The organism is Amycolatopsis sp. NPDC089917 (assembly GCF_040684635.1).
Classification (GTDB): Bacteria; Actinomycetota; Actinomycetes; order Mycobacteriales; family Pseudonocardiaceae; genus Amycolatopsis.
Genome location: NZ_JBFBGL010000078.1, coordinates 1 through 25,869 on the forward strand (window position 1 = coordinate 1; position 25,869 = coordinate 25,869).

Here is a 25,869-nt window from a genome sequence, read left to right on the forward strand (position 1 = left end):
TGGCTTTCGCGACACCCGAGGCCGACGCACGGGCGAGCGACACAACACGCCACATTGGCCTTGCCCCCCAATAACCCGAATCGCCACTCACGACCCACCCGGCCGACGCGTCACCTCAGCCCCCATCGGCTCTCGGAAATGTCGGTGGGGGCGCGTAGAGAAGAAGGAGTGCCCGAAGCGCCCGTGCCCCTGATCGGGGTCGAGAACCTGAAGATGCCCGAATGGGCCGCGGTCGACGAGACCGTGGCCGAGGCGGGGATGGCGAAGGCCATCCGCGCGCTCCCGTCGGCCGTGGCCATCGTGCTGCGGCTGGCCTGGCGGACCTCGCCGCGGCTGACCCTGCTCGCCGGCGTCGTCCACGTCCTTTCCGGCTGTGTCACCGCGTTCGGCCTGCTGGCCACGGCGAATGTGTTCATCGCGCTGCTGGAAAGCGGGCCGACACCGGAAAGGGTGCTGGAATCGTTGCCGGCGCTGATGATCGTCGTCGGCACGTACGCGGTGCGCGCGCTGCTCGACACGGCGGTGGCCGCGGTCGAAGGCGCGCTCCGGCCGCGGATCGTGACTTCGGCGGGCGACGAGGTCACCGCCGCGATGGTCCGGGTCCGGCTTTTGGCCTTCGAGGACGCCGATTTCCGGGAACTGGCCAGGCAGGGCGCGCGGTACGGGGTGCGCTCGATCGAGATGAGCCTGCGCTGGCTCGCGGATCTGACGTCGGCGCTGATCTCGCTGATCGCCGCGCTGGTGGCGGCGGGCCTGCTGAATCCGTGGCTCGCGCCGGTGCTGTTGCTCGCGGCGGCGGCCGACGGCTGGGCGGCGGCCAAGGTCGCGCGGCTGAACTACCGGCATTATCTCGACACCGTCGGCCGGAACATCCGGAAGGGGATCGTCGAGGAAGTCGCCACGTACCGCGAATTCGCCCTCGAACGGCACGCGCTCACCCTGCAGGAGCCACTGCTCCGGGAGTACCGGCGGATCACCGAAAGCCTGATGCGCGAGGAGATCCGGCTCGCGCATCGCAGAAACCTGGTCCGGCTGACCGGCCGCGCGGCCGCCGGGGTGGGCACCGCGATCGCGTACCTCGTGCTCGGCTTCCTGCTCTACAGCGGGCAGATGGAACTCGCCCTCGCCGGGACGGCGGCGCTCGCCATGCGGACGGCGTCGAACTCGCTGTCCATCACGATGCACGCGGTGAACTCCCTGTACGAGGAGTCGTTCTACATCGCCTTCTTCCACAAGCTGCTCGTGGAATCCGGAAAACGCGGCCCGCTGAAGGACGGGATCGCCGCCCCGCCGGATCCGGCGGAGATCCGGCTGGACAACGTCACTTTCACTTATCCCGGCCAGGAAACCCCCGCGCTGCGCGAGATCTCGCTGACCATCCGGCGCGGCGAGGTCGTCGCCCTCGTCGGCGAGAACGGTTCGGGCAAGACGACGCTGGGCAAGCTGCTCACCGGGCTGTACCCGCCCTCGGAAGGGAAGGTGCGCTGGGACGGCGTCGATCTCGCGGACGCCGACCACGAGTCGGTGCACGCGAACATCGCCGTGATCGCCCAGGATCCCGCCGAATGGCCGATGACCGCCGAGCACAACGTGATCGTCGGCAGGCTCGGCCGCGAAGACCCGGACCACGTCGCCTGGCTCGACGCGATCACCTCCTCCGGCGCCGACGAGGTGATCGAGTCCTTGCCCGCCGGGGAGAAAACGGTGCTGTCCAAGAAGTTCGACGACGGACAGGACCTCTCGGGCGGGCAGTGGCAGCGGATGGGCATCGCCCGCGGGATCTACCGCGACGCCGCCGTCCTGGTCGCCGACGAGCCGACGGCCGCGCTCGACGCGAAGGCCGAGGCACGCGTCTTCGCCGGGCTGCGGCACGCGAGCGTCTCCGGGGCGGGCAGGCGCACGACGATCCTGGTGACCCACCGGCTGGCCAACATCCGCTCCGCCGACCGGATCCTCGTGCTGGAGAAAGGACGGCTGATCGAGCAGGGCACGCACGCCGAACTCCTCGAAGAGGGAGGTCTCTACCACGAGCTTTACGAAATCCAGGCTCGCGCGTATCGCGGTGAGTAGTCAGACTGTCGGGATGCCGGAGACGATCGCCCGAGTGAACGGTGTCGAGTTGTGCCACGAGACGTTCGGCTCGCCGGACGGCAGGCCGTTGCTGATGATCATGGGCCTGGCCTCGCAGATGATCTGGTGGGACGACGAACTGTGCGAGAACCTCGCGGCCGAGGGGTTCTTCGTCGTCCGCTACGACAACCGGGACGCCGGCCGGTCCAGCCGGATGACCGGGCGGGTGAACCTGCCGCTCGCGTACACCCTGCGCACGGCGCCGTACTCCCTGGCGGACATGGCGGGTGACGCCGCCGGGCTGCTGACCGCGCTCGGCGTCGGGAGCGCGCACGTCGTGGGCGCGTCGATGGGCGGGATGGTCGCGCAGACGCTGGCGATCGAGTACCCGTCGCGGGTGCGGTCGCTGACGTCGATCATGTCGACCACCGGCAACCGGTTCGTCGGAAGGCCGAGCGCCAAGGCGATGGCGACGCTGCTTTCGGCGCCTCCGCGCGGTCGCGAGGAGTACGTCGATTCCCTGGTGCGCACGTTCCGCGTCATCGGCTCGCCGGGTTATCCCTTCGACGAGGCCCGGATGCGTGAGCGCGCGGAACGGTCCTTCGACCGCGGCGTGAATCCCGGCGGCACCGCCCGCCAGCTGGCGGCGATCATGTCGAGCCGGGACCGTTTCCGCGCGCTGCGGAAACTCCAGGTGCCCGCCCTCGTCGTGCACGGTGCGAAGGATCCGCTCGTGCACGTCTCCGGCGGCCGGGCGACGGCCCGCGCGCTGCGGGAGTCCGAATTGGACGTCGTCCCCGGGATGGGGCACGACCTCCCGCGCGCGATCTGGCCGCGGCTGACCCGCGGTCTGGTGCGGACGGCCGACCGCGCCGAGGTCACCCGGCCAGCGTGATCGAGCCCAGATGCGAGAAATGCGCCGCCACCCGTGAACCCGGGCGCACGTCGACGGCGTCGGTCATCCCGCCGGTGAGCACGATCCAGCCCGGTTCCAGCGCGAGCCCGCGCGCGCCGAGAGCGTTCGCCGCCATGGCCAGCGCTTCCGCCGGATGTCCCTGCACGGCCGCCCCGGTGGCGGTGTCGACGATGGCGCCGTCGACCTCCAGCAGCGCGGCTTCCAGCGAGAGGTCCAGCGAGGACGGCTCGACGCCCACCGGACCGAGCGTGAAGTACGCCGAAGAACCGTTGTCCGCCACGACGTCCGGCAGCGCGAAGCGGTAGTCGCGGTACCGGCTGTCGATGATCTCGACGCCGCCATGGACCCGCTCGACCGCCGCCAGCGCGGTCGCCGACGTCACGCCGGGCCCCGAAAGCCGTTGTCCCAGCACGAAAACCAGCTCGGGCTCGGCACGCGGGTGGATCAAGGAGGGAACCGGGACGCCGGCGGGAAGCACCATCGCGTCGGTCAGCCACGCGAGCAACGGCGAGTCGATGCCCATGCGCTGTTGCTTCGCACGGGACGTCAGGCCCAGCTTGACGCCGATCAGCGTCTCGCCGCGCTCCTGCCGGATCCGGAGCGCCTCGTCCTGGATCGCGTACGCGGTTTCGACGTCCAAAGCGGGCCACGCGTCGGTCAGCGGATCGCGTTCTTCGCCGGACAGCAGCGCTTCGGCCGCCTCCCGCACATCGAGGCTCACGGTCGCTCCTCCCCGGAGAACTTCGCGGTGACACTGCCGAGTCCTGCCATCGTCGCGACGACGGTGTCGCCGGGGCTCACCGGGATAGCGCGCGTCATCGAACCCGGCAGCACGACGTGCCCCGGTTCGAGCGCGACCCCGAGCGGCCCGACCGTGTTCGCGAGCCACACCAGCGCGTTCACCGGCGAACCCAGCACCGCGCCACCGGCGCCGGTCGCCGCGATCTCACCGTTCTGGTGCAGGACACAGCCCACCAGCCGCAGGTCGACGTCGCCGATCGCGGTCGGCCTGCTGCCGAGGACGACACCGCCCGAGGACGCGTTGTCCGCGATGGTGTCGACGATGCTGATCTTCCAGTCCCGGATGCGGGAATCGACGATCTCCAGCGCCGGGACGACGAAGTCCACCGCCCGCAGCGCGTCCGCCACCGTGACCCCGGGGCCGCGCAGCCGCGAGCCGAGCACGAACCCGATCTCCGGCTCGATCTTCGGCTGCAGGAAGTCGCCGATCGGGATCGGCTGGTGTTCGAGATGGAACATCGAAGCGGTCAGGTGGCCGTAGTCGGGCTGGTCGACCCCCATCTGCCGCTGCATGGCGGCGGACGCGAGGCCGACCTTGTGCCCGCGCACCTCGTCGCCGCGTTCGGCCCAATGGCGGACGAGCCGCTGCTGGACGCGGTACGCGTCCTCCAGCGTCGCGGCGGGATAGGTCTCGATGAGGGGCGCGATCGGCTTTCCGGTCTCGTACGCGCTGAGCAGCGCGGCCGCGGCCTCCTGCAGCGTGCTGGCGTCCATGGGCTCCTTCCGACAGCCGAACTCTGCCCCGTCACCCTGGCCCGCACAAGACGCCCGTTCCACTGGCCGGTACGACCAGATTAGGCCGAAAGGGTCTCGCACCACCCCGATCTTCACCTAGCCTGCTTCCCATGTCCGATTGGACGCTCTCACGGGCGAAGACCAGGATCGACCGTCGCGAGGAGCTCGACGAGCTCACCGCGCGCATCCGGTACGAGGTACGGGTGCACCTCAACGAACCCGCCGCGCACGGCGCCTACGACGAGCTGACCGACATCTTCGCCATCGGGCACGCGGAGTGTTCGGCGCTGCTCAAGCACCGCCGGGTCCTGCCGTTGTGGGAGCGGCTGCTGCTCACTCGCTACAGCCGCCGCATGTACGGCAAGGCGATCTCGGCGACCGTCGGCGACCTTCCCGCCGACGCCGGGCCTGCGCCCGCGGCCGCGTTCGGCCCGGAAATCGCCTCCCTCACCCCGGATTCCGGCGACACCGGCGCGAAGTTCGACCTGCAGGGCCGCGGCCTGGTCAACGTCTTCCGGATCGCCGCCGGGCGGCACGGCGAGGGCTGGCCCGACCGCCACGACGTCGCGACGACGTCCGCGCGCAGCGTCCTGACCTGTTCCGCGGTCTTCCTGCGGCGCCGCGCCTGGCACGTCGTCTGGCCGGTGTACCGGGTCCGCGGCCTGCGCCTGTGGAAGCTCTAGGAATTCCCCGGGCCCCGGCGCGGTTGACTCCGATATGACCGATCGCGCCACCGAGATCCTCGCCGGATCGAAGACGATCGCCGTCGTGGGGCTGAGCCGTGATCCGGCCAAGACCTCGCACGGTGTCGCCGCCGCACTGCGGGAACACGGCTTCCGGATCATCCCCGTCCACCCTTCGGCCGACGAGTTGCTGGGCGAGAAGGTCTACCGCTCGCTCACCGACATCCCGGAGCCCGTCGACCTCGTCGACGTCTTCCGCCCGTCCGAGGACACCCCGCCGATCGCCGAACAGGCCGTCGCGATCGGCGCGAAGGCGCTCTGGCTGCAACAGGGCATCGTCTCCGCCGAGTCCCGCCGGATCGCCGAGGAAGGCGGTCTGGACTACGTCGAAGACCGCTGCACGGCGGTCGTCCGAGCGGTCGGAAACCTCTCGGTGCGTTAGAAACGGACATCGAGCAGAACCCTCGCCGCGATTTTCCGGCGAGGGTTCTTTCATATCCGTGAACAGAAAAATGACCCCTGAAGTCATACGCCGAATCGGAACCGCCGAAAGGATTGGTCCAAACCGGTGATCTTGACCGGAAGCCTCCGAGCTGGGAAAACTTGTCCGGTCGACAGTTTGTTAAGAAACCTTCCCAAGGGTCGGCGGAGCTGTTAACGTCCGAATCCGCTTAACGGAAACAGGTGCCGGTCATCGGTACCCCGGTCCAACGGAGGGCGAAGTGGGCACACCACGCGGCCTGGATTCCAGTGGCACTCTCGAGCGCGGACTAGCGGTTCTCGAGCACGTCGGCCAGAACCAGGAGATTTCCACCAACGCGATCGCCAGGCAACTGGGTCTCTCCCGGAGCGCCGCGTACCGCATCGTCGGCACCCTCAAGAACCTCGAATACCTCGAAGCCGATCGCGCCACCGGCCGCGTGCGGCTCGGCATCCGGCTGGTCGAGCTCGGCGCCCGCGCGATGGCGGCGACCGATCTCCACCGCTGTGCGCCGCGCTATCTCGCGTCGCTCGCCGAGCGGAGTGGCGAGACGACGTATCTCGCGGTCCCCGACAACGACACGATGGTCTACGTCGCCACCGAACGCAGCGCCAACGCCGTCACCCTGGCCTGTCGCCTCGGCACCCGGCGCCCGCAGCACGCGACGTCGCTGGGCAAGGCGTGGCTGGCGGCCCTGCCCGAACAGGACCGCGTCGAACGCATCCGCCGGATGAAACTCGACAGCCTCACCCTCAAGACGATCAACGATCCGGCCCGGCTGCTCGACGACCTGGCCAGGACGAGCCGCCGCGGCTGGGCCGTGGACGACGTCGAGAACGAACCGGACGTCGGCTGCGTGGCCGCCGCCGTCCGCGACCACACCGGACGGCCGATCGCCGCGATCAGCATCGCGGGCCCCGCCGGACGCGTGCTCCGCCGCACCGACGAACTGGGCGCGACGGTGGCCGGGACCGCCGCCGCGCTTTCCCTCCGCCTGGGTTACGTCCGCGCGCAAAGGGGCTGAAGTGGGCTGGATCCAGGACTACCAGCCGGCGGGCGGCCTGTGGCTGTCCGCGGCGCTGGCGGCGCTGCCGATCATCGTGCTCTTGGTGGCGCTGGGCGTCCTGCGCCGGTCGGCGCACCTCTCGGCCGCGCTGGCGCTGATCACCGCGCTGCTGGTCGCGGTACTCCTGTACCGCATGCCCGCCGGCCTCGCCTTCGACTCCGCGGCCATGGGCCTGGTTTTCGGGGTGTGGTCGGTGGCCTGGATCGCGTTCCACGCCGTGTACTTCCACAATGTCACCGTCGCGACCGGACGGTTCGACAGCATCAAGGCGGTCCTCGCCGGCTTCAGCGAGGACCGCCGCCTCCAGGCGCTGCTGATCGCGTTCGGGTTCGGCGCGCTGCTGGAAGGGATCGCGGGCGGCGGCTCGCCGATCGCGATCACCGCGGCGATGATGGCCGCGCTCGGTTTCCCGCCGGTGAAGGCGGTCGTGCTGGCGTTGCTGGCGAACACCGCGCCGGTCGCGTTCGGCGGCCTCGGCAACCCGCTGATCGTGCTGGGCAGGCTGACCGCGCCGATCCTCGGCATGCAACAGGACCAGGCGACGGATCTGTTCTCGTCGATGGTCGGCCGCCAGCTCCCGGTGCTGGCGCTGATCGTCCCCGGATTCCTGATCGTCGTCCTCGCGGGCTGGAAACGGATGATCGAGGTCTGGCCCGCGGTCCTGACCGCCGGGCTGGCGTTCGCGGTCATGCAGTTCGTCACCTCGAACTTCATCAGCCCGAGCCTCGTCGACGTCGTCGCCGCGCTCGCCGCGATGGCCGCGTTGTGGATCCTGACGCGGTTCTGGCAGCCGTCGACGGTTTGGCGTTTCGACGGCGAAGAACCGGTCCGAGCCGGAGCGAGTCTCGGCGCGGCGAAGGCCGGACGTGGCGCGCTGTACGCGTGGGCGCCGTACATCGTCCTGATCGCGGCGATCTTCCTATCCCGCGTCGGCACGATCTTCAAGAACCTGCCGGACTGGCTGGACCTCACGAAACTGCTGCACAAGGCCGACTGGGTGTTCGCGTGGCCGGGGCTGCACAAGGAGGTCGTCCAGCACGCGCCGATCACGCCCAAGGACACGCCTTACGCGGCGACGCTGACCGTCGATTTCCTCTACTCGCCGGGAACCGTGGCCCTGATCGCGGCGGTCGTGGCGGGTTTCGCGATGGGCGCGAAACCCCGGCTGCTGCTCGCGACCTACCGCCGGACCCTGCACCAGATGCGGTGGGCACTGGCGACGATCTTCATGATCCTCGCGATCGCGTTCGTCATGAACTACTCGGGCGCGACGCAGACCCTCGGTCTCGCGCTCGCGACCACCGGCTTGCTGTTCCCGCTGTTCTCCGCCTACATCGGCTGGCTCGGCGTCTTCCTCACCGGCTCGGACGCGTCGACGAACAGCCTCTTCGGGCCGATGCAGGTGATCTCGGCGCAGCAACTGCACGTCGACCCGATCCTCGCCGGCGCCACGAACACCTCCGGCGGCGTGATGGGCAAGATGATCTCGCCGCAGAACCTGTCCATCGGCGCCACCGCGATCGGGCAGTCCGGGCAGGAAGGCGCGCTGCTGCGCCAGACCTTCCTGTGGTCGGTCGTGCTGACCGCCGTGGTCGGCGTGATCTCGCTGCTTCAGGCGACCGTGCTGAGCTTCATGATTCCAGGCCCGTGAGCCGGATCAGACCCGCTTCGGTCGGCCGGAAACCGCAGGCGTCGAAGTAGAAGGACCGCAGTTCCGGCACGAAGTCGACGTGCAGCCATTCGCAGCCCGCCGCCCGCACGTGGGCCACGGCCAGGGAGACGACGGCCGTCGCGATCCCCCGGCGCTGATGGGTCCCGCGCGTCTTCGTGTCGAGCAGGAACGCGTGGTCCCCGCCGTCCCAGGCGACGTTCACGAAACCGACGAGCGTCGCGGCGGTGTCGCGCGCGGTGACCCAGCCGAGGCTGTGCCGCCGGATGCCGCTCCACCAGCCGGGCACGGGTTGCCCGCCGTGCGAACGGACCAGATCGGACATCTCGTCGTCGGTGACCGGGTCACGCCAGCGATAGGAGAAGTCGGTCATTCGGCCAGCTTCCCCGAAGTGATCATTCCACGTCAATCAGGAGCAGATCTCCGAGAATGTCCACAATGGTCATCCGATCTTAACCGGCGACTGCTCTGGATGGATGAACACCTGGTTCGTTCACCGGAATGCGAACTACCGTTGTCCCCATGCCCATGACGCTGATCAAAGGAACTTTCCAGCTTGTCGGAGCCTCGCCGGACGGTGATTCGGTTCGGTTCTATCCCGAAGATCCCCAGGCGACCAAGAAGGCGGGCCTGAAGGTACGGCTCAATTCTCGGGGCGGGATGCAGTTGCGGCTCGACGCCATCGACGCGCTCGAAACGCACTACCAGGCCAGGGGAACCGGCGGGATGTGGCATCAGCCCGCGGAATTCGCCGACGCCGCCGCGGCGAACCTGCTGAAGGTCCTCGGGTTCAAAACAGTCGAACGGGACGACCGGGGAACGGTCACTTCGTCGACCCCGATCAAGGTACCGGGTCACATACTGACGCGATTCGCCGACAAATACGGACGAGCGGTGGCGTTCGCCTTTCCCGGGCAACGACCGGGAAGGTCGGCGGACCTTTCCCAGGTCCATCTCGACGTCAAAACGCTGAAGAACTCGGTGAACTACCGGCAGATCGCGGACGGACTCGTCTATCCGACGTTTTATTCACTGCTTTACCCCGATCTCCGTGACGCCTTGGCCGAAGCCGCGGTTCAAGCGCGCCAGGACGGGCTCGGGCTGTGGCCGCACGACGTCACGAACTCCGGGTTCAAGCTCTCGTCCCGGCGGCAGCTCGCCGACGAACTGGTGATCCTGCCGAAACTGTTCCGCAGGCTCGTCGACTACCTCGCGCTCGACGAAACCGGCGGGGTGTCGCTGACCGGTTTCCCCGACTTCCTCGATTCCCGCAACGACCGCCTGTTCACCGTCCCGGACGGGCACGCCACGGAATTCGAAACGCTGGTGAGCGTGAAGCGGCAGACCGTGAGCCTGACGGTCGAACCGGAGCGGATCGTCTTCATCGAGGCCTGACCCTGGCCCCGATGTGGGCAAAAAGACCGTACCTCCCTCCCCTTCGGCCGTGCTCATCTGAAAGGTGGGAGAGGGAGCCGATGCAAGGACACGGTTCGCGGCGGTCGGAGGAGGCCGGCGGGCGGATGGAGACTGGTTCGAAGATCGTCGACGCCGTCCGCGTCTTGGTCGTGCGCTATTGCCGGGCGCGGATCGGACGGCGTTCGGGAAGTTATGACGCGGCCGACGCGGTCGCGAAGAACAGCTGTCGCGAGATCCTCGCGGGCGCGGCCCGGGCGCCCGCGCTGCTCGCGTTCGCCTACGACGTCACACGTGGTCTGGTCGACGACTTCCACCGGACCGCCGCCGAACTGCCGAACCCGCTTTCGGGGCTGCCGGGGCAGCAGCGCGAGATCATGGTGCTGCGGTCGCTCGTCGGGCTTTCCGCCGACGACACCGCGCTCGCGCTCGGTTGCTCCGTGCAGGCCGTCCGGCTGGGACAGCACCGGGCCCTGACCGCCCTGCGCCCCGCCCCCGCCTGACGCCCCACCGGCCTCGACCGTCGCGTTTCGTCAGGGGGTGCACTCCTTCGCGCGGTTCAGCAGAAGGGTGCGCTCCCGGTCGTTCCCGGTCATCCCGGCCGCGCGCTCGAACTCGGCGCGGGCCTCGTCGAGACGGCCGAGCTTCGCCAGGAAGTCGCCCCGCACGCTCGGCAGCAGGTGATACGACTTCAGCGCGGGCTCGGACGTCAGCTTGTCGACGACCTCCAGCCCCGCCTCCGGCCCGACGGCCATCGACAGCGCCACCGCGCGGTTCAGTTCGATCACCGGCGACGGGTTCAGCTTCCCGAGCCCCTCGTACAGCACGGCGATGCGCGCCCAGTCGGTCTCCTCGCCCGTCCGTGCCCGCGCGTGGCAGGCGGCGATGGCGGCCTGCGCCGCGTAGACGCCGAAAGCGCCGCCGGTCAGCGACTCGGCGAGTTCCAGGGCGGCGAGGCCGCGGCCGATCAGGAGCCGGTTCCATTTGCTCCGGTCCTGGTCCATCAGCAGCACGGGTTCGCCGGTCGGCCCGACGCGCGCGGCGGACCGCGACGCCTGGATCTCCATCAGCGCGACGAGCCCGTGCACCTCGGGTTCCTTCGGCATGAGCCCGGCCAGGATCCGGCCGAGCCGCAGCGCCTCCTCGCACAACGCCGGGCGCATCCAGTCCTCGCCCGCCGTCGCCGAATACCCTTCGTTGAAGATCAGGTAGATGACTTCGAGCACCGAAGAGAGGCGCGCGACCCTGTCCTCGCCCTCCGGCACCTCGAACGGCACCTTGGCGTCGCCGAGCGTCTTCTTCGCCCGGACGATCCGCTGCGCGATGGCGGTTTCCTTGGCGAGGAACGCCCGCGCGATCTCGTGCGTCTGCAGCCCGCCGATCATCTTCAGCGTCAGCGCCACCCTGGCCTCGGTCGAGAGCACCGGGTGGCAGGCGGTGAACACCAGCCTCAGCAGATCGTCCTCGATGTGGTCGTCGAGGCCCGCGGTGAAGTCGGGGTCTTCCTCTGTCTCCTGGTCGCGGCCGATCTCGCCGAGCTTCTTCTCGTACCGCTCGTTGCGCCGGAAGGTGTCGACCGCCCGGCGTTTGGCCGTGGTCATGAGCCAGGCGCCCGGATTCCTCGGGACGCCCGACTCAGGCCACTGTTCGAGCGCGGCGACCAGCGCGTCCTGCGCCAGCTCCTCCGCGAGGCCGACGTCGCGCGTCATCCGCGCGAGGCCGGCGATGAGGCGGGCCGATTCGATCCGCCACACCGCGTCGATCGCCGAACGGGGGTCTGCTGTAGCCGTCACGCCGACCAATCAACATCGTCGGCGCGACGATGGCAACTACTGGTTCGCCTCGGCCTGCTCCCGCAGCTTCTTCTCGTGCTCGACGATCTCCGGGGTGGCGTTGTCGAAGTCCTCCAGCTCGGCGATCTGGCGGATCTCGATCTCACCCTCGCGGAACGGCGCGCGCTTCATCCATTCGACGACCTCGGCCCGGTCCTTGACCTGCAGGATCCAGAAACCCGCGATGAGCTCCTTGCTTTCGGCGAAGGGCCCGTCGACGACCCTGGCCTCGGTGTCGCCGGAGTACTGGATGCGGAAACCCTGGGCGCTGGGCAGCAGTCCTTCACCCGCGAGCATGACGCCGGCCTTCACCAGCTCCTCGTTGAACTTCCCCATCTCCTGAAGCTCCTCGGCGCTCGGCTGCGCACCGGCCACGTCGGTCTTCTCGTCGCTCTTCACGATCACCATGAACCGCATCCCAAGTCTCCGTTCCCGGCGGGGCTCGTCCCTGCCACATCTACGCGTCGAACGGGCTCCCCCGCTTTCGACACGGTCCCAGAAGTTTTTTCCGCGGATATTCGAGCAGGCGGAAAACCGCAGGTCAACCACCCATGCGAGAATCCTCGACCGTGTCCGCTCTCCCTGAAACCCTCCGCTCCGCCCTCGACGAAGAGCTGGGCAGGTACCCGCAGAACAGGCTGACCCAGTCCGTCGAGCGGCTCAGCACGCGCTACCGCGAGAACGCCCCCGCGAGCGCGCCCATCCTCTCCTCCGAAGCCGACATCGCGGCGTACGCGGGCTACCGAATGCCTGCCACCTACGCGGCCGTACACGCTGTTCTCGCCGAAGCGGCCCTCCGCACGCCCGGGTTCGCTCCGCGCACGCAGATCGACATCGGCGGCGGGACCGGGGCCGCGATCTGGGCGGCGGCCGACGTGTGGCCGTCGCTGGAGGAGAGCACCGTCGTCGAGCAGGTCGCGGGCGCGATCGCGCTGGGTCGGCGGCTCGCGGACAGCGCCGGCGACCGGGCCGTCCGCGGCTCGACCTGGCGGCGCGGCCTGATCGACCCGGCCGCCCCGGCACCCGACGCCGATCTGGTGACCCTCTCCTATGTCCTCGGCGAACTGCCCGAGGCCCGCCGGGCCGACGTCGTCCACTGGCTGTCGGCGAAGGCGGGGATGCTGGTGCTGATCGAACCCGGCACCCCCGCGGGTTACGAACGGATCGTCGAAGCGCGGGATCAGCTCGTCGGGCTCGGCCTCTCCCTGGTCGCGCCCTGCCCGCACGAAGACGCCTGCCCGATCCCGCGCGGCAAGGACTGGTGCCATTTCTCCGCCCGGCTCCCGCGCACCGGGCTGCATCGCCAGCTCAAATCCGGGACGCTCGGCTTCGAGGACGAGAAGTTCTCCTACGTCGTCGCCTCGCGCACGGCGCCGGAGCGGGCCGAGAGCCGGATCCTGCGGCATCCGGCCAAACGCAAGGGCATGGTCAGCCTGGCCCTGTGCGCCGAAAGCGGGCTCACCGAAACGATCGTCACCAAACGGCACGGCACGGCCTACCGCACGGCCCGTGACGCCGAATGGGGCGACGGCTGGCCCGGCTAGTCCACAGTGGACTGGCGGGCTCGCCGCGCGAGGTTGCCGATGACGGTGAGCAACGCGCCGAGCGCCGGATTGTCGTTGCCCCGCCGCCACATCAGTTCCAGTTCCACCGGACGGCTCTCGACACCGTCCACCGGACGGAGCACGACACCCTCGAACCGCAGCGCGGCGGCCGCGGCCGGCACCAGCGCGACACCGAGGTCCGCCTTGACCAACGCGAGAACGGTATGCGCCTGACTGGCGTACTGCGTGTAGTCCGGCACCACCCGGGCCGTGCGGAAAAGCGCCACCAGCACGTCGTGGAAATAGCGGCACTCCGACGGCGAGTACATGATGAACGGCTCGCCGTCGAAGTCGCGGACGTCGGGATTCTTCTTGCGTCGCGCCAAAGGATGCGCCGACGGCAACGCCGCCAGCAGCGGTTCCCGCCACAGCGGCAGGGTCACGATGTCGCCGCCGATCACCGGCGGCCGGACCATGCCGAGGTCGACCCCGCCCGCCAGCAGCGCTTCCACCTGCGCCGCGGTCACCATTTCCCGCAGCACCAGATCGATTCCGGGCACCTCGGCGTTCGCCGCGGCGAGGACGCGTTCGAGGTACGAATACGCCGCGGTGGCGGTGAAACCGAGCGTCACGGCCCCGACCTCGCCCTTCTTCGCCCGGCGGACATACAGCGTCGCTTCTTGCGCCGAACGCAGTATTTTCCTTGCCTCGGTGAGAAAAACCCGTCCGGCGGGTGTCAGCCGGACCGTGCGGTGCGTACGGTCGAAAAGCTCGACGCCCAGTTCACGCTCCAGCAACTGGATCCTCCTGCTCAACGGAGGCTGCGTCATCGAGAGCCGTTCCGCCGCCCGGCCGTAGTGCAGTTCCTCGGCCACCGCGACGAAACTCACCAGCTGTTCCAGGGAGAACACCCAACCAGTTTAGGTATGGCCGGAAGCCGGACAAGCGCCGAATCGGTATCGTTCAGCCCGGGATTTCCCTTGTCCGGTCCATGATTCCGGTCGCCACCGCGAGAATTTCGAGATTATCGCCGGACGGCGGTGCGGACCCCGGGCAGCCGGGTCCCGTCACAGCTCGGACCGGAACGTGACGCGCCGCAGCACCACGTCTTCGGCGGCGGCGAGGGCGACCGCCGCTTCCGCGCGGGTAAGGGCTTCCGCCTGGCCCTCACTCGAAGGAAGCCCGGCGGGTTCGCGGTAGCAGTCGACGACGCCCATTTTGATCGCACCGGCCTGGATCGGCACGGCGATGATCGATTTCACGCCCCTGTCGATCGCTTCGGGCACGAAAACGGGCCGTCGCCGGGCCGCTTCCGAACCGGTCACGTCGGTGATGACGTCCCCGCACAGGACGCGGGCGTGCTCCACGCTCACCACCGAACCGGTTTCCGAAGCGAGGAAGCGCGGTTTCTCCCAGACACGGGTGGCGCGATCGGACCGTCTTCAGCACCAATGCGGTAGCCCGAAGAGCGGAACCATGATCGTCGTAATGGCCCAGGCGGGCGCCGATCCACCGTTCAGCCGGTTCCGGGTCCCGTTCCGCGCTTAGGGTGGAACCACGTCCGCTTGTCCTGGCCCTCGGCAACGGCGCTCGTCGGCGAGCTCTGGAGGGGCCATGTGCGTTCGCATTCTCGAAACCCGTGCCAAGCGGGAGATTCCGCTTTTCCGGCTGCTGCTGGTCCGGATTCACGACTGCTGGTCGGTGTTCAGCTGAAGACGTCCTGGCGCTGAGCGCAGGCCCGCAGCCTGCTGATCGCCCGGTGTTTGGTCACCCGGACGCGGGACGACGTCGTGCCGAGCGCCGCCGCCGTCTCGTTCGACGTCAGCTCGCCGATCACCCGCATTCCCAGCACTTCCCGGTGGGACACCGGCAACATCCGCAGCAGCCTGCCGAGCCGGACCCCGAGGTCGGTCCGCAGCGCGCGCTGCTCCGGTTCCTCCGCGGCCACCGCCGGGCGCTCGGGGAGCTCCCCGGTCAGCACCTGCTTGCTCCGCGCCGCCTTGCGGTAGACGTCGGCGACCTTGTTCGCCGCGATGGCGCGCATGAGGAACAGGAAGGACCCGCCGCGCAGGCCGTAGCCGGAAACCGCGACGAACACCGCGAGGCAGATCTCCTGCGCGACGTCCGCCGGTTCGAGATAGGTCAGGTCGCGGCCGCCCAGCCGGGCTTCGGCGTACTGCCACGCCCAGGGCACGAGAGCGGCCATGAGGTCGTCCATGCCGTGCGGCGCGCCGTCCGCCGCCGCCTTGGCCAATTCGTCCCAGCAGGCAGGCGAAATCCACGTTTCACCGCCACCGGTTCTGCGCACCGGAAACTCGTCGCCGTCCATCGCCCCGCTCCCCACGGATGAAAACCCGGCCGCCGAGGTCCAGGACGGAACGAGGACCACGGTAGTCGAGACATCCGGCCACCTCAATCGACGAAGGTCCGCCACAAAGTGTCTTTAGGGGCAAGAAACCGGACAGATTCCCACCGGTGGTCTGGACACGTTGCCGACCGGGACGTAACTTCCCGTGCTGAGACCCCTCGCCAAGGTCAACGCCCAGGCCGGGAACGCGCCCCCGGCCGACATCCGCAAGCACCGCCGCGGCGCGTTCGCGTTCCGCGGCGGGATTCCGCCGAGGAGTGAACTGTGCGCATCCGTAAGAAAATCCGGCGCGTCCTGACCGCGTTGGCGGTCACTCTCCCCCTGGTCACCGGAGTTTCGGCGCTTTCGGCGCCCACCGCGGCCGCCGCCGGTCCCGATCCGCTGCCGCTGACCGTCACCAACAATTCGAACCGCTCCGACGCGGTCTACCTCTACGTGCTGGGCACGAACCTCAACACCGGCAAGCTCGGCTACGTCAACGCGGGCGGCGCCTTCACCCCATGGCCGCCCGGCGCGAACCCGCCGAGCCCCGCGCCGGACGTCGCGATCGGGGGCCCCGGCAACGGCGGTTCGACCACGCTGAAGATCCCTCGGATGCTTTCGGGCCGCGTCTACATGTCGTTCGGGCAGAAGATCAAGTTCTTCCTGACCCCGGACGGTCTGGTGCAGCCGGCGCCGTGGGCCGACGGCGATCCGAACCGGAACATCCTGTTCGACTGGAGCGAATTCACCTACGACAACGGCGGGCTGTTCATCAACAGCTCGCAGGTGGACATGTTCAGCGTGCCGCACGCCGTCGGGCTGACGAACGGAGCCGGCCAGAACAAGGAGGCGGGACGCCTCAAGCCGGGCGGCCGCGCGAACATCTTCAACGGCGTCAAAGGCCAGTCCGGCTTCGGGAACCTGGTGTACAACGACCTCCGGGTCCTCGCGCCGGGCAAGGGGCTCGACACCGGCAAGTTCAGCGGGAGCTACCTCGACGGCTACGTCACCAGCGCCTGGAACACCTACAAGTCGACGCCGTTGACCGTGGTCCCGTTCGAGGCCGACCCCGGCAAGAAGTTCACCGGCAAGACCGGCGGGGACGACGTCATGCGGTTCACGAACACCTCGGGCGCCGAGGTGGCGTCGTTCGGCAAGCCGAGCACCCGCGACGTCTTCAACTGCGACGGGCGGCTGCAGGCGCCGAACGACCAGGTCGTCGGCCCGATCGCGCGGACGCTGTGCGCGGCGCTGCACCGGTCGACCCTCGGTTCCCTGCACACTCAGCCGACCTATGACGCGGGCCCGTTCTACAAGGGGACCGTGACCGACCACTACTCGCGGATCGTGCACGAGCAGATGGTCGACGGGAAGGCGTACGGATTCGCGTTCGACGACGTCGGGCACTTCGAGTCGCTGGTGCACGACGGGGACCCGCGGACCGCGAAGATCACCCTGACGGCCTTCTAGCCCCGTTGTCCTCTAGCGCGCCCCGCTTCCGATCCGCCAGGCCGACATCCCGAGCCCACTCGGCTCCAGGGAGAACGCGGGCGGCTCGGGAGTGCGGGCGCGTTCCAGTTCCTCAGGCGTGTACCGCGCGCAGTTCCGGTGCCATTCCAGGATTCCCGCCATCCAGTCCTTCAGGTGCCCGGCGTAGCTCGTCACCACCGCGCGGACCTCGTCGTCGAGCCCGAGGTCGTCGCACATTCGCGGCAGGTCCTCGTCGGCGAGCTGCTCGAACTGGTCCATCCGTGCGTTCATCAGCCGGGCGGCGATGTCGCGGGCCTCGTCCCGGCCGACAGTGAGGAACCGCTCGACGACATGCACGAGGTTGTGCACCTCGCCCTCGTACTCGATCTCCTTTTGGTACGAGAACAGGTCGTTGGTGAAGGTCGCGTAGTCCTGCGCCGCGGTGTCGAGCTCGGACAGCACGCGGTTCTGGTGGAGTTCCGGCGGCACGACGTCGCCGATTTCGAGGAGGGCCAGGCTCTTCGTGAGGTCCGAGCCGAACGTCCGTCGTCGCATCTCCACGTAGTCGACCGGGTCGGGGATACGGTTCTGCGCCCGGTTCGCCACCTCCCAGACCCAGCTCGCGGTCATGCTCTCGATCGCCCGCCGGAACCCCGCCCGCGCGTAAGGCGTGAGCGGTCCGGTGGTGCGATTCCAGAGATCGGCGAGACCTCGTTCGAACGGATTCGCCGTCTTCGGCACCGGCTCGCCGTTCAGCGGCATGAAGAGGGAAAGCCTGTCGCTGCACAGCTTCGCGGCCACCGGATCCCGTTTCAGGCCGAACGTCAGCGGGAAGTAGTCGTCGCCGTAAGTGCCCCAGGTGAGCCAGTCGGTCGACAACTTCAGCCGTTCGAGGTCCGCGTCCGGGTCGATCATCGCGGCGCAGTGCGCCAGGTCGATGCCGCGGAACCGGCGTTCGTCCCAGATCCCCTCCTCGAACATCCCCCTCTCCCGCGCCCATCCCGGCGCGTACTCGCGCGCGGCGGCGAGGTGGGGGCTGGTGCGGACGGGGTACGGCATCCGGAATTCCGGCAGCGGCAGCGGCCCCACCTTCGCGAACGGCGCGGGCGCCTGCTGCCGGATCCGCCTGCCAAGGCCCAGCCGGTTCGGCGAACGGTCGCCGTCCGTGCTCTCCTTCATGTACCGGCTCGACCGCCGGTGCCATTCGTGGCCGCCGGACTGCCAGTCCTGCAGGCCCTTGACGTACAGGCCGACCCCGACCTGCTCGGCCAGCGAGACGTCGTATTCGGCCAGCAGCGCGGGAACCTCGACGAGCGCGGTGTTCTCGAACTGCTGCAACCGCGAGGTCAGCAGGTCGTTGGTGAGCTCGGCGGCGTCCTGTGTCGACCGGTCGAGGAACTTCTCGAAGACGAGGACGGCGTTGGAGTTCTCGCCCTCTTCGCACACTTCACGTTGGTAGGAAAAGAGATCGTTGCGAAGGTGGACGGCGTCGGCGAAGGTGTCGCGCAGCACCTCCATCGGCCGGGTCGCCGCGATCCTGTCCGGCACTTCGGCGCCGACGGCGTACTCGATCAGGTTCGCCGACCACGGCGCCCCGCCGACGCGACGGCGCATCTGGACGTACTCGATGGGGTTCGCGATCCGCCCGCGGTCGATGTTGTCCAGTTCCCAGAGCGATTCGACCATCAGATTGTGCGTGCTGGTGACGAACCGCCGTCGCCAGGATTCCGACATCGAAGGAATGGTCCGTGCCCAGAGATCCTTGAGCCCGGCTTCGGCGGGGTTCTCCGGTTCCGGGGCCGTTTCCCCCGGCCCGGTCATGAACCGTTCCAGCCGGTCGAGATAAGCCTTCGCGCCCTCGGTGTTCCGGGTGTATTTGAATTGCGCGAGGAAATCGTCGTCGAAGAAGAACACCCACACGTACCAATCCGTGACCAGATCGAGGGACGGCCCGTCACAGTCCGGATGGGTGTGCGCGCAGAGCAGCGCGTAGTCCATTTTCGCCAGCGCCTGCTCGGTCCAGACGACGTCACCGGACGGCGCGGGCGAACCGAGCATGCCCATCTCCCTGGCCCAGGCCATACTGTGCGCCCGCGCCGCTTCGAGGTGCGGATTCATCCTGGCCGGATGCGGCACATAGAACTCGGGCAAGGTGAAAGCCTGCATCTGCGATTGCCTCCCTGGCCGGCGTCGAATACGTCTCGACGTTTCCAGCCCGCCGCCGCGCGGGGCTACGGCCACCCGAGCGATTCGGCGTGCCAAAGGGTGAATCGGCCCCAGCGGGACGCCGGATCGATATACGGTGCGAGCAACGCGGTCAATACCGCGTCACCGTTCCCGTTCATTTCGTCCTCGGCGATCCGCCGGGCGACCCCGACCAGGAAATCTGCGGCCTGCACCCGCGGATCCGTCCGCGAATCCACGAATTTCAGCCCGGCCAGCCCCGGACTCGCTTCGATCCGGGCGAGCCGTTCCCCTTTGAGTGACGGCTGTTCGTCGTGGACGAGGAAGACCTGCTCCCCGCCCGCGCTCCAGTATTCGACGGCGCGGAGGATCGCGGGCACGAGAGGATCGAGGACCTTGGCTTCGCGCACCTCGGCGACCTTCGCCCGCAGTTCCCCGGAGTCCCCGGCCATCGCGAAGAAGGACCCCGCCGCCGGATCCCGGCGATTACGGGTCCGCAGCACGTCGTTGAACGCGGCCAGGATCGCGTCGTCCGGCGGGATCGCCGGGCCGACGAGCGCGCGGAGTTCGTTCGCCAGCAGCAGTTTCTTGTCCACGAGGTACACCCGCGCCCGCCCGTGGACCGGACCGCTCGGCCCGAGGAACCATTCGAGGACCCGCCGGTGCTTCGCGCGGAGGAGGTGGTTGGCCTTGTACTCGACCGCGGGCGAACGGATCCTGCGCCGCAGTTCCGCCAGGCAGCCCGCGGCCTCGTCGACGCTCAGCCGGACCCCCGCGTGCGCGAAAACGCCGGTCTGCCCGCCGATCAGTTTCTCGCCCTCGGACCCGGACTCGTCACAGGCGATCTCCAGGGGCACGGTGGTGATCGTGCCCGATCACGACGGCGCGGTCGACCCGGTTACGCGGGTTCGGGCAGCGGCTCGCCGGTCTCCAGCAGCGTCTTGAGGCTCGACAGAATCGACGGCCAGCCGCCCTTGACCATCTCCAGCGCGGTGCTGCCCTCGTCGAAACCGTCGTGGACGACGGTCAGCTTCACCGTGTCGCCGACGGGTTCGAGGTCGAACGTCACCTTCGACCTCGACTCGGCCTGCAGCTTCGCCGACACGTCGTCGTCGAGCCCGACGGACTTGCCGAACTCCGGGGTGAAGGTGTGCCACGTGTAGGACAGCCGCCGGTACGGGTCGGATTCCAGCACGACCTGCTCGGCGTCCTCCAGCCGCACGCCGAGCTGGTCCCAGGCCATCGTCGAACCGGGCTTCCAGTCCGAGGTGAACTCGCAGCCCCAGTACTGTTTGGTGAAGACCGGGTCGGTCAACGCCTTCCAGAGCCGTTCCGGTGTCGTCCTGATGTAGCTGGTGTAGACGAATTCGTCGCCACTCATGGGTTCCTGCTCCAATGCGCGTTTGAGATCGGCGAGCGCGCCGACCCGGCCCCGGTGGTACCGGTCGATCCAGCGCTCGGCGATCGCGTTGATCGGCTCCGCGTTCACGTAGTGCAACTTCTCGCGGCCACGCCGCACCGTGGTCACCAGATTGGCCGCCTCCAGCACGGCCAGATGCTTGCTGACCGACTGCCGCGCCATGTCCAGCCCCGCGCACAGCTCACGCAGGGTCTGCCCGTTGCGGGCGTTCAGGTCGTCGAGCAGTCCGCGGCGGCTGGCGTCGGCCAGCGCCTTGAACACCTCGTCCACGCCGACCTCCCTGATATGCAGCCTCCTGGCTGCTTCTCAGGTTAGGCAGCCTTCTGGCTGCCTGTCAAGACGGACGGCAGCCGGCAGACGACGCAAGCGCTGTCGTGGCCACGGCGCAGGAGGGTCTCGCGCGGTGCGCAGCCGTACAAGGTGCGGTAGGAGGCGGCGAACCGGCCGGGCTGGAAGAAGCCCCACCGGGCGGCGATGTCGCTGACCGTGCTGCCGGGTCCGGCCAGCACCAGATCCGCGTGGGCGTGCGCGAGACGGACCCGCCGCAGATAACCCGTCGGCGTGATCTCCAGGTGGCGGCGGAAAGCGGCCTGAACCGTGCGGACGCTGACGTTGATGGCCGCGGCGATGTCGGCCACGGTGAGGTCCTGGTGGGCGTTGCCGTCGATGAAGGCGACCGCACGGCGCACGGTGTCCGGGTGGATGTCGCGGTGATCCTCGGCGGTGAGGGCGACTGGAGCGATACCGAATGAGTTCCCGTCGCCTCGCTGGCGTCCGGCGGAACGTTCCGTGCCTTCGACGAGCCGCCGGCGAGTCCGTTCGATGAGTTGCTGTGTCTGTTTCAATCGTTCGACGGCGGTGAAGGATCTCTCCCGCGCCGCCGCGACCGCGCTCCGGACGGCGAGGTAGTGCTGAAACGCCTCCACGCCGCACTGTTCTGCCCGAGCGCGTGCTCGCCCGGCATCCACGAGCAACGCCCGTGCGGAGGTCGCCGTCACGGCGAGGCTGGTCGGCTCGACGCTCATGGCTGTATGAAGCGCCGCCGGATCCGCCGTGGCAATCCCACGTCCGGTTCGGCTTCGCTTTCCAGGGGGTGGTGCTTCGCATCCGGAGGGGTTCGGCGATCGGGCTCCGTGATGACGAGCTTCGTTCTCAGCGGCCGAAAACACGTTCGGGGCGAGTAGGATCGACCGGCGATCCGCGGGCCGATTTCGACCGGGAGGCGACGATGCCGGTGAACGACGCCCTCGACGAAGCGCCGGAGCGGTCCTCCATCTCGTCCGCGGTCGAGGAGGAGATCACCGAGTTCATGCGGCGGACGTTCGTCGGGACCCGCTCCCGGTTCGCCCGCGCGGGGGAGGACACCCGGTTCGCGGTGCGCAGCAGTCAGATTCCGGCCTTCGCGGGCGATCGCATCCGGAGCACCCTGGACTACACCCAGACCACCGACCCGTTCGGCTATTTGCTGTTCTTCGTGGTGAACGCGGGCCAGGTGGCGATCACCACGCCCGCCGAAGGAAGGATGGAGCTGACGAAGGGCGCCGTCGCCGCGTGCCCGGTCGGCGTCCCGGTCGGCTTCGCCATGCACGACATCAACCTCAGCGTGCTGCGGCTGCCGGTCCAGCGGCTCGATCAGATCGCCGAAGACGCCTTCGACATTCCTCCGGGGCAGCTGCACCTCGACGCCGTCCGGCCGGTGTCGGCGCCGATGCACCGTTACTGGCGGGCCCTCGTGCAGCTGGCCAACGGCGCGCTGATGGACGATCCGTCGCCGATGGCGTCGCCCCTGATCGCCGACGAGATGACCCGCTCCTTGGCGATCGCGGCACTGCACACGTTCCCCAACGCCACGATGACCCGGCTCTCCTCGCGCGGACCCGGCCGCGTCGCGTCGGCCGCGTTACGCCGGGCGGTGGCCTATATCGACGCCAACGCCGAACGCCCGATGAGGCTCTCGGAGATCGCGACCGCCGCCGGCACCGGGCCCCGCGCGCTGCAATACGCGTTCCGCACCCACTACGGCACCACACCCACGGCTTTCGTCCGCCGGGTGCGGCTCGAACGCGCTCGCCGTGCCCTGCAGACCGCCGACCCGACGCGGGGCGCGACCGTCAGGGCGATCGCCGCCCGCTGGGGTTTCGCCGAGCCGGACCGGTTCACCGCGGCCTACCGCGAAGCCTTCGGCGAGCTGCCCAGCCACACGCTGCGGTCCTGAAACCCCGCCGGCGGCGCGAGCCCGGTCGACGCTGTCACCTTTCCGGCCGCTCCCTCGTCGACGTGGTGACACGTTCGTCCCGAAGGAGTTCACATGCCGACCCCGTTGCGCGTCGCGATCACCGTGCAGACCCTGGCCGTCTTCCTCACCCCGATCACCGCCGGCCTCCTGCTGAGCGTGCCGAGCGGCCACGCGCTGCACAGCGCCACGGCCTACACGCTGTTCGTCGTGTCGATGCTGCACGTGCTCACCGCGGTCCTCGTATGGCGGCCGGGCGGCGGCTCGCCCAAGCCGATCCTGCCGGCGGCCGTGTTCCTCGGACTCACGCTGGCGCAGGTCTTCCTCGGGATCGCGCACGTGACGGTGGTCCACGTCCCGCTCGGTGTCCTGCTGTTCGGCTTCAGCCTCCTGCAGCTGAGCCGAATCCGTCCGGCGCGGGAGGCGGCCGTGGCGGTCAGCCGGTGAAGGACCAGACACACCGGTGGATCCCACTCAGAGTCCCCTCAAGGAGGCTTTCGCGGACTCTGCCTAAGCCCAGGCCGGAGTGCCTGCGGCTGCTCGTCGTCCGACGTGTTTGGCGAGAGCCGCCAGCGCCCAGACCTCGGCCGCGAGGGTCAGCGAACCGACGACGACGGAGGTCACCGATCCGGGCATCATGAACGCGGTGTGCGACACGAGAATCCCGCCGATGAGCCAGACGCGATGCCGGTCGCTCCAGGCCGCGGCCGTCCGCCAGCGCAGGACCAGCCAGCCGAACGGAACGGCGGTCATGGCCGCGAAGACCAGCCGCAGGGGTTGCGGCATCAGGTCGCCGAACAGCAGATCGGTCCCGAGCCCGAGCGGGAGCAGCGTGGTCAGGAACGCCATGGTCAGGTACAGCGACACGAACCCGACCACTCCCGGGCGCGGGACGGTGCGGGCCGCTTGACGGTGTTTCGTGGGACGGCGGCGGGGAACGACGGCGAGCGCGAGCAGCCAGAGCACGCCGATGAGAACGAGGAAGGTCACCGTCCAGCCCCAGGGCGTCCGGTATCCGGCGTCCAGGATCGGCGAAAGAAGGAAGCGGAGCCCGAAAACGCCCACGATCGCCAGCGCGCCGACGCCGACCAAGCCACGCTTGCCCAGATAGGGCCGTGCGCGTTGAGCTGGGAACAGGAGGTTCGCCAGGCCGATGGGTACGAGCACGCTGAGCACGACGTGCACGCCGATTTGCGACTCCCAGTACGTCCAGTTCACGCCGAGGGCTCGCAAGCCCCAGTCGGCGGCCCCATACATCCGAGGACTGGTCAGGGCCTGCAGGCCCAGCCCGTCCTCCGCGAGCTGGTAGGCCACCCCCAGCAGGACGAGGCTCGGCCAGCCGCCGCCGACACGCACGACGGCCTCGCGGATCAGGAGGACGCCCGCCCCGTACATCACCACGAGCAAGGGCAGGAGCAGCCAGGTCTCTGGCAGCGCGACCGCGGTGAACGTCAGTTCCGCGCACAGCGTGGTCAGCAGCGCGAGCGTCCACGGCGCACGATTCCGACGCCGTTTCTCGACTTGTGTCATCGGTCCGTTCTTCCTTTCTGTCGCGGCGAAAATCAGCGTGCGTTCAGGAGTTCTTCGAGCTTCGCGTTCTGTGCGCGGGCCATGTTCGCGGCCACCTGCTCGACGGCGGCCCGTTCCGCCGGGTCCTCCGGCATCGGCGGGGCCATGTCCGGATGCAGCCGCGAGCGTTCCAACCAGGCGCCGATATCCTTGTTGCCTGCCCAGCGCAGGTGTTCCGCGTTGCCGGAGAGCGCGAAGCGGAGCCAGTCCACGTCGGTCTGCGGGTTCGGTGTGACGGGGCAGAGCTCGTTCTTCACGGTGTCGTCGGGATGGGCCGTCTCCACGTGGGCGATGAGGGCGGCGCTGAACACCGGCTGGCACACCCGAACCGACTGCAGGGTGATGAGCCCGTCCTGGAAGATCGGGACGACGGGGAGTTTTTTCACGGCGTCCGCGGTGCAGTCCACGTGCACCACGCGCGGGCCGGTCGGTATCGTGCCGCCGTCGAGCTCGATGCTCGTGTCGTCGATGCGCTTCACCCGCCCGAGCCGGACGACGTCTTCGATCTTGCGCAGCTGTTCCAGTTCCGCCCGTGAGACGGTCGCGCACCGGAACATCGTCGGCCGCTCGTCCTGGGAGATCCTCAGGAGGGCGCCGGCCGCGACGAGCCGGTCGAAGAGGTCGGGGATGGATCCGGCGCCCATGATGGCTTCGTGTTTGGCCAGGTGGGCCTTCGCGATGTCTTCCGCCTGGCGAAGAGGGCGTGGCTGCACCGTGGCCCGGTCGATGAGCCACGGCGCGCGGGGCATGATCCAGGTCAGGTTCGCAGGGGCGACCCCCTGTTCCAGAAGCCAGAGGCAGGCGTCGATCCCGGTTTTGCCTGCCCCGACGACGACGTACCGGTCGCAGGGCTCGCGGAGGGCGGCCAGCTCGTTCGGCGCAACGACGGGGATGCCCGGGGCGACGGGGAACTCCGGCGGCCGCATGGCCGGTACCGTCACGCTCTGATAGGTGGTGTCCACGATCTTCCGTCGCACGATCACCTGGTATTCCTCGCCGGAGGTGGTCCGGCTGAAGCGTCCGGCGCCGTGGTATTCGGACATAGGGAAGTAGGAAACCCGCCCTGACGGCAGGAACGTCTGCCGCATGACCTGGTCGAAATAGCTGCGGATCTCGTCCGCGCCCGCCAGTTCGCCGAGCCCGGCGTTCCAGCCGGTCCGGTCGACCGAGTCGTCGCCCAGCGGGCGGGAGTTCACGCCGTACATGGAGGACGGCTGGTGCAGTCGCACGTAGGGGTAGGCGATGGTCCAGTGCCCGCCCGGCCGGTGGTAGCGGTCGACGATGGTCACGGTCGCCTGCGTTTCGCTCAGCAACGTGTCCACAAAGGCCATGGCCGTCGCGCCCGCGCCGATGACGAGGTAGTCGGTCTCGATTTCGTTCAGCATCAAGTATTCCTGTCTGATCGCCCGGTCGAAGCCGGAGTTCGGTTCGGT

At 68.9% G+C, this 25,869-nt stretch carries 26 protein-coding genes; 12 read left to right on the forward strand and 14 right to left on the reverse strand.

From position 1 onward, the window contains the following. The first annotated feature begins 168 nt into the window (after window positions 1-168). Window positions 169-2,070 (forward strand): ABC transporter ATP-binding protein, encoded by a 1,902-nt coding sequence (locus AB0N89_RS35945; RefSeq protein ID WP_364214445.1) that lies wholly within the window; start codon window positions 169-171, stop codon window positions 2,068-2,070. A 13-nt stretch (window positions 2,071-2,083) separates the two neighbouring features. After that, a complete protein-coding gene (locus AB0N89_RS35950) occupies window positions 2,084-2,965 on the forward strand; it encodes an alpha/beta hydrolase (protein ID WP_364214448.1) in 882 nt (293 codons plus the stop codon). On the opposite strand, the gene AB0N89_RS35955 is transcribed toward AB0N89_RS35950, so the two are convergent. After that, window positions 2,949-3,707, reverse strand: coding sequence for a fumarylacetoacetate hydrolase family protein (locus tag AB0N89_RS35955; protein WP_364214450.1), 759 nt, complete (start codon window positions 3,705-3,707; stop codon window positions 2,949-2,951). The two genes, AB0N89_RS35950 and AB0N89_RS35955, sit on opposite strands and share 17 nt — an antisense overlap. Then, window positions 3,704-4,501: a fumarylacetoacetate hydrolase family protein gene (locus tag AB0N89_RS35960; RefSeq protein WP_364214453.1), complete on the reverse strand. Its 798-nt coding sequence runs from the start codon at window positions 4,499-4,501 to the stop codon at window positions 3,704-3,706. Before AB0N89_RS35960 ends, AB0N89_RS35955 begins: the two co-directional genes overlap by 4 nt. A gap of 131 nt (window positions 4,502-4,632) precedes the next feature. Between AB0N89_RS35960 and AB0N89_RS35965 the strand changes: the two genes are divergently transcribed. The 4 genes from AB0N89_RS35965 to AB0N89_RS35980 all read left to right on the forward strand — a co-directional run bounded on the left by AB0N89_RS35965 (window position 4,633) and on the right by AB0N89_RS35980 (window position 8,403). Then, window positions 4,633-5,205 carry a hypothetical protein gene (locus tag AB0N89_RS35965; protein WP_364214456.1) on the forward strand — a complete coding sequence of 191 codons (573 nt, stop codon included), beginning with the start codon at window positions 4,633-4,635 and terminating at the stop codon, window positions 5,203-5,205. A 34-nt stretch (window positions 5,206-5,239) separates the two neighbouring features. After that, window positions 5,240-5,647, forward strand: coding sequence for a CoA-binding protein (locus tag AB0N89_RS35970; protein WP_364214459.1), 408 nt, complete (start codon window positions 5,240-5,242; stop codon window positions 5,645-5,647). A 280-nt stretch (window positions 5,648-5,927) separates the two neighbouring features. Continuing rightward, window positions 5,928-6,710 carry an IclR family transcriptional regulator gene (locus AB0N89_RS35975; protein ID WP_364214462.1) on the forward strand — a complete coding sequence of 261 codons (783 nt, stop codon included), beginning with the start codon at window positions 5,928-5,930 and terminating at the stop codon, window positions 6,708-6,710. Window position 6,711: 1 nt separating this feature from the next. Beyond that, on the forward strand, window positions 6,712-8,403 hold the full coding sequence (locus tag AB0N89_RS35980) for an L-lactate permease (RefSeq protein WP_364214465.1): 1,692 nt from the start codon (window positions 6,712-6,714) through the stop codon (window positions 8,401-8,403). Here AB0N89_RS35980 and AB0N89_RS35985 read toward each other — a convergent pair. Continuing rightward, window positions 8,384-8,794: a GNAT family N-acetyltransferase gene (locus AB0N89_RS35985; protein ID WP_364214468.1), complete on the reverse strand. Its 411-nt coding sequence runs from the start codon at window positions 8,792-8,794 to the stop codon at window positions 8,384-8,386. The two genes, AB0N89_RS35980 and AB0N89_RS35985, sit on opposite strands and share 20 nt — an antisense overlap. Window positions 8,795-8,943: 149 nt before the next feature. Between AB0N89_RS35985 and AB0N89_RS35990 the strand changes: the two genes are divergently transcribed. Then, window positions 8,944-9,816 carry a nuclease gene (locus tag AB0N89_RS35990; protein ID WP_364214470.1) on the forward strand — a complete coding sequence of 291 codons (873 nt, stop codon included), beginning with the start codon at window positions 8,944-8,946 and terminating at the stop codon, window positions 9,814-9,816. A gap of 125 nt (window positions 9,817-9,941) precedes the next feature. Beyond that, window positions 9,942-10,337 carry a sigma factor-like helix-turn-helix DNA-binding protein gene (locus tag AB0N89_RS35995; RefSeq protein ID WP_364214473.1) on the forward strand — a complete coding sequence of 132 codons (396 nt, stop codon included), beginning with the start codon at window positions 9,942-9,944 and terminating at the stop codon, window positions 10,335-10,337. 30 nt (window positions 10,338-10,367) lie between these two features. Here AB0N89_RS35995 and AB0N89_RS36000 read toward each other — a convergent pair whose 3' ends face one another. Together AB0N89_RS36000 and AB0N89_RS36005 are read right to left on the reverse strand one after the other, a co-directional pair. Then, complete coding sequence (locus AB0N89_RS36000; RefSeq protein ID WP_364214476.1) at window positions 10,368-11,636, reverse strand: RNA polymerase sigma factor; 1,269 nt, start codon at window positions 11,634-11,636, stop codon at window positions 10,368-10,370. 27 nt (window positions 11,637-11,663) lie between these two features. Further along, window positions 11,664-12,083, reverse strand: coding sequence for a YciI family protein (locus AB0N89_RS36005; RefSeq protein ID WP_364214479.1), 420 nt, complete (start codon window positions 12,081-12,083; stop codon window positions 11,664-11,666). Between the two features lie 134 nt (window positions 12,084-12,217). Here AB0N89_RS36005 and AB0N89_RS36010 point away from each other — a divergent pair, with 134 nt between their 5' ends. After that, window positions 12,218-13,210, forward strand: coding sequence for a small ribosomal subunit Rsm22 family protein (locus tag AB0N89_RS36010; RefSeq protein ID WP_364214482.1), 993 nt, complete (start codon window positions 12,218-12,220; stop codon window positions 13,208-13,210). Here the strand turns inward: AB0N89_RS36010 and AB0N89_RS36015 are convergent. From AB0N89_RS36015 to AB0N89_RS36025, 3 genes are all read right to left on the reverse strand, one after another. Next, entirely contained in the window at window positions 13,207-14,121 is a 915-nt protein-coding gene (locus tag AB0N89_RS36015) for a LysR substrate-binding domain-containing protein (protein WP_364214485.1), read from the reverse strand. The two genes, AB0N89_RS36010 and AB0N89_RS36015, sit on opposite strands and share 4 nt — an antisense overlap. Before the next feature lie 156 nt (window positions 14,122-14,277). After that, window positions 14,278-14,583, reverse strand: a complete 306-nt coding sequence (locus AB0N89_RS36020; RefSeq protein ID WP_364214488.1) for a hypothetical protein — start codon at window positions 14,581-14,583, stop codon at window positions 14,278-14,280. 332 nt (window positions 14,584-14,915) lie between these two features. Next, window positions 14,916-15,539, reverse strand: coding sequence for a sigma-70 family RNA polymerase sigma factor (locus AB0N89_RS36025; RefSeq protein ID WP_364214491.1), 624 nt, complete (start codon window positions 15,537-15,539; stop codon window positions 14,916-14,918). Between the two features lie 303 nt (window positions 15,540-15,842). On the opposite strand from AB0N89_RS36025, the gene AB0N89_RS36030 reads away from it, so the two are divergent. Then, entirely contained in the window at window positions 15,843-17,030 is a 1,188-nt protein-coding gene (locus AB0N89_RS36030; RefSeq protein WP_364214494.1) for a beta-1,3-glucanase family protein, read from the forward strand. 12 nt (window positions 17,031-17,042) lie between these two features. Here AB0N89_RS36030 and AB0N89_RS36035 read toward each other — a convergent pair whose 3' ends face one another. The 4 genes from AB0N89_RS36035 to AB0N89_RS36050 form a co-directional block, all read right to left on the reverse strand. Next, entirely contained in the window at window positions 17,043-19,196 is a 2,154-nt protein-coding gene (locus AB0N89_RS36035; RefSeq protein ID WP_364214497.1) for a germacradienol/geosmin synthase, read from the reverse strand. Window positions 19,197-19,261: 65 nt separating this feature from the next. Next, on the reverse strand, window positions 19,262-20,071 hold the full coding sequence (locus AB0N89_RS36040) for a DUF3800 domain-containing protein (protein WP_364214500.1): 810 nt from the start codon (window positions 20,069-20,071) through the stop codon (window positions 19,262-19,264). Between the two features lie 41 nt (window positions 20,072-20,112). Beyond that, window positions 20,113-20,904, reverse strand: a complete 792-nt coding sequence (locus AB0N89_RS36045; protein WP_364214503.1) for a metalloregulator ArsR/SmtB family transcription factor — start codon at window positions 20,902-20,904, stop codon at window positions 20,113-20,115. Window positions 20,905-20,945: 41 nt separating this feature from the next. Then, a complete protein-coding gene (locus AB0N89_RS36050; protein ID WP_364214506.1) occupies window positions 20,946-21,659 on the reverse strand; it encodes a helix-turn-helix transcriptional regulator in 714 nt (237 codons plus the stop codon). Window positions 21,660-21,862: 203 nt separating this feature from the next. Here AB0N89_RS36050 and AB0N89_RS36055 point away from each other — a divergent pair, with 203 nt between their 5' ends. Together AB0N89_RS36055 and AB0N89_RS36060 are read left to right on the forward strand one after the other, a co-directional pair. Next, window positions 21,863-22,849, forward strand: coding sequence for an AraC family transcriptional regulator (locus tag AB0N89_RS36055; RefSeq protein WP_364214509.1), 987 nt, complete (start codon window positions 21,863-21,865; stop codon window positions 22,847-22,849). Between the two features lie 93 nt (window positions 22,850-22,942). Continuing rightward, window positions 22,943-23,314 (forward strand): hypothetical protein, encoded by a 372-nt coding sequence (locus tag AB0N89_RS36060; RefSeq protein WP_364214512.1) that lies wholly within the window; start codon window positions 22,943-22,945, stop codon window positions 23,312-23,314. 63 nt (window positions 23,315-23,377) lie between these two features. Here AB0N89_RS36060 and AB0N89_RS36065 read toward each other — a convergent pair whose 3' ends face one another. Further along, window positions 23,378-24,397 carry a hypothetical protein gene (locus AB0N89_RS36065; RefSeq protein WP_364214515.1) on the reverse strand — a complete coding sequence of 340 codons (1,020 nt, stop codon included), beginning with the start codon at window positions 24,395-24,397 and terminating at the stop codon, window positions 23,378-23,380. Window positions 24,398-24,429: 32 nt separating this feature from the next. Then, complete coding sequence (locus AB0N89_RS36070; protein WP_364214518.1) at window positions 24,430-25,821, reverse strand: NAD(P)/FAD-dependent oxidoreductase; 1,392 nt, start codon at window positions 25,819-25,821, stop codon at window positions 24,430-24,432. Window positions 25,822-25,869: the final 48 nt, after the last annotated feature.

Bases quoted from the DNA above. Each gene is read 5' to 3' on its own strand.
- AB0N89_RS35970 (WP_364214459.1), top strand. From the start codon at position 5,240: ATGACCGATCGCGCCACCGAGATCCTCGCCGGATCGAAGACGATCGCC.
- AB0N89_RS35995 (WP_364214473.1), top strand. From the start codon at position 9,942: ATGGAGACTGGTTCGAAGATCGTCGACGCCGTCCGCGTCTTGGTCGTG.
- AB0N89_RS36065 (WP_364214515.1), bottom strand. From the start codon at position 24,397: ATGACACAAGTCGAGAAACGGCGTCGGAATCGTGCGCCGTGGACGCTC.
- AB0N89_RS35960 (WP_364214453.1), bottom strand. From the start codon at position 4,501: ATGGACGCCAGCACGCTGCAGGAGGCCGCGGCCGCGCTGCTCAGCGCG.
- AB0N89_RS36025 (WP_364214491.1), bottom strand. From the start codon at position 15,539: ATGGACGGCGACGAGTTTCCGGTGCGCAGAACCGGTGGCGGTGAAACG.
- AB0N89_RS35990 (WP_364214470.1), top strand. From the start codon at position 8,944: ATGCCCATGACGCTGATCAAAGGAACTTTCCAGCTTGTCGGAGCCTCG.
- AB0N89_RS36035 (WP_364214497.1), bottom strand. From the start codon at position 19,196: ATGCAGGCTTTCACCTTGCCCGAGTTCTATGTGCCGCATCCGGCCAGG.
- AB0N89_RS36070 (WP_364214518.1), bottom strand. From the start codon at position 25,821: ATGCTGAACGAAATCGAGACCGACTACCTCGTCATCGGCGCGGGCGCG.
- AB0N89_RS36055 (WP_364214509.1), top strand. From the start codon at position 21,863: ATGCCGGTGAACGACGCCCTCGACGAAGCGCCGGAGCGGTCCTCCATC.
- AB0N89_RS35985 (WP_364214468.1), bottom strand. From the start codon at position 8,794: ATGACCGACTTCTCCTATCGCTGGCGTGACCCGGTCACCGACGACGAG.
- AB0N89_RS36050 (WP_364214506.1), bottom strand. From the start codon at position 21,659: ATGAGCGTCGAGCCGACCAGCCTCGCCGTGACGGCGACCTCCGCACGG.
- AB0N89_RS36005 (WP_364214479.1), bottom strand. From the start codon at position 12,083: ATGCGGTTCATGGTGATCGTGAAGAGCGACGAGAAGACCGACGTGGCC.
- AB0N89_RS36010 (WP_364214482.1), top strand. From the start codon at position 12,218: ATGCGAGAATCCTCGACCGTGTCCGCTCTCCCTGAAACCCTCCGCTCC.
- AB0N89_RS35950 (WP_364214448.1), top strand. From the start codon at position 2,084: ATGCCGGAGACGATCGCCCGAGTGAACGGTGTCGAGTTGTGCCACGAG.
- AB0N89_RS35965 (WP_364214456.1), top strand. From the start codon at position 4,633: ATGTCCGATTGGACGCTCTCACGGGCGAAGACCAGGATCGACCGTCGC.
- AB0N89_RS36060 (WP_364214512.1), top strand. From the start codon at position 22,943: ATGCCGACCCCGTTGCGCGTCGCGATCACCGTGCAGACCCTGGCCGTC.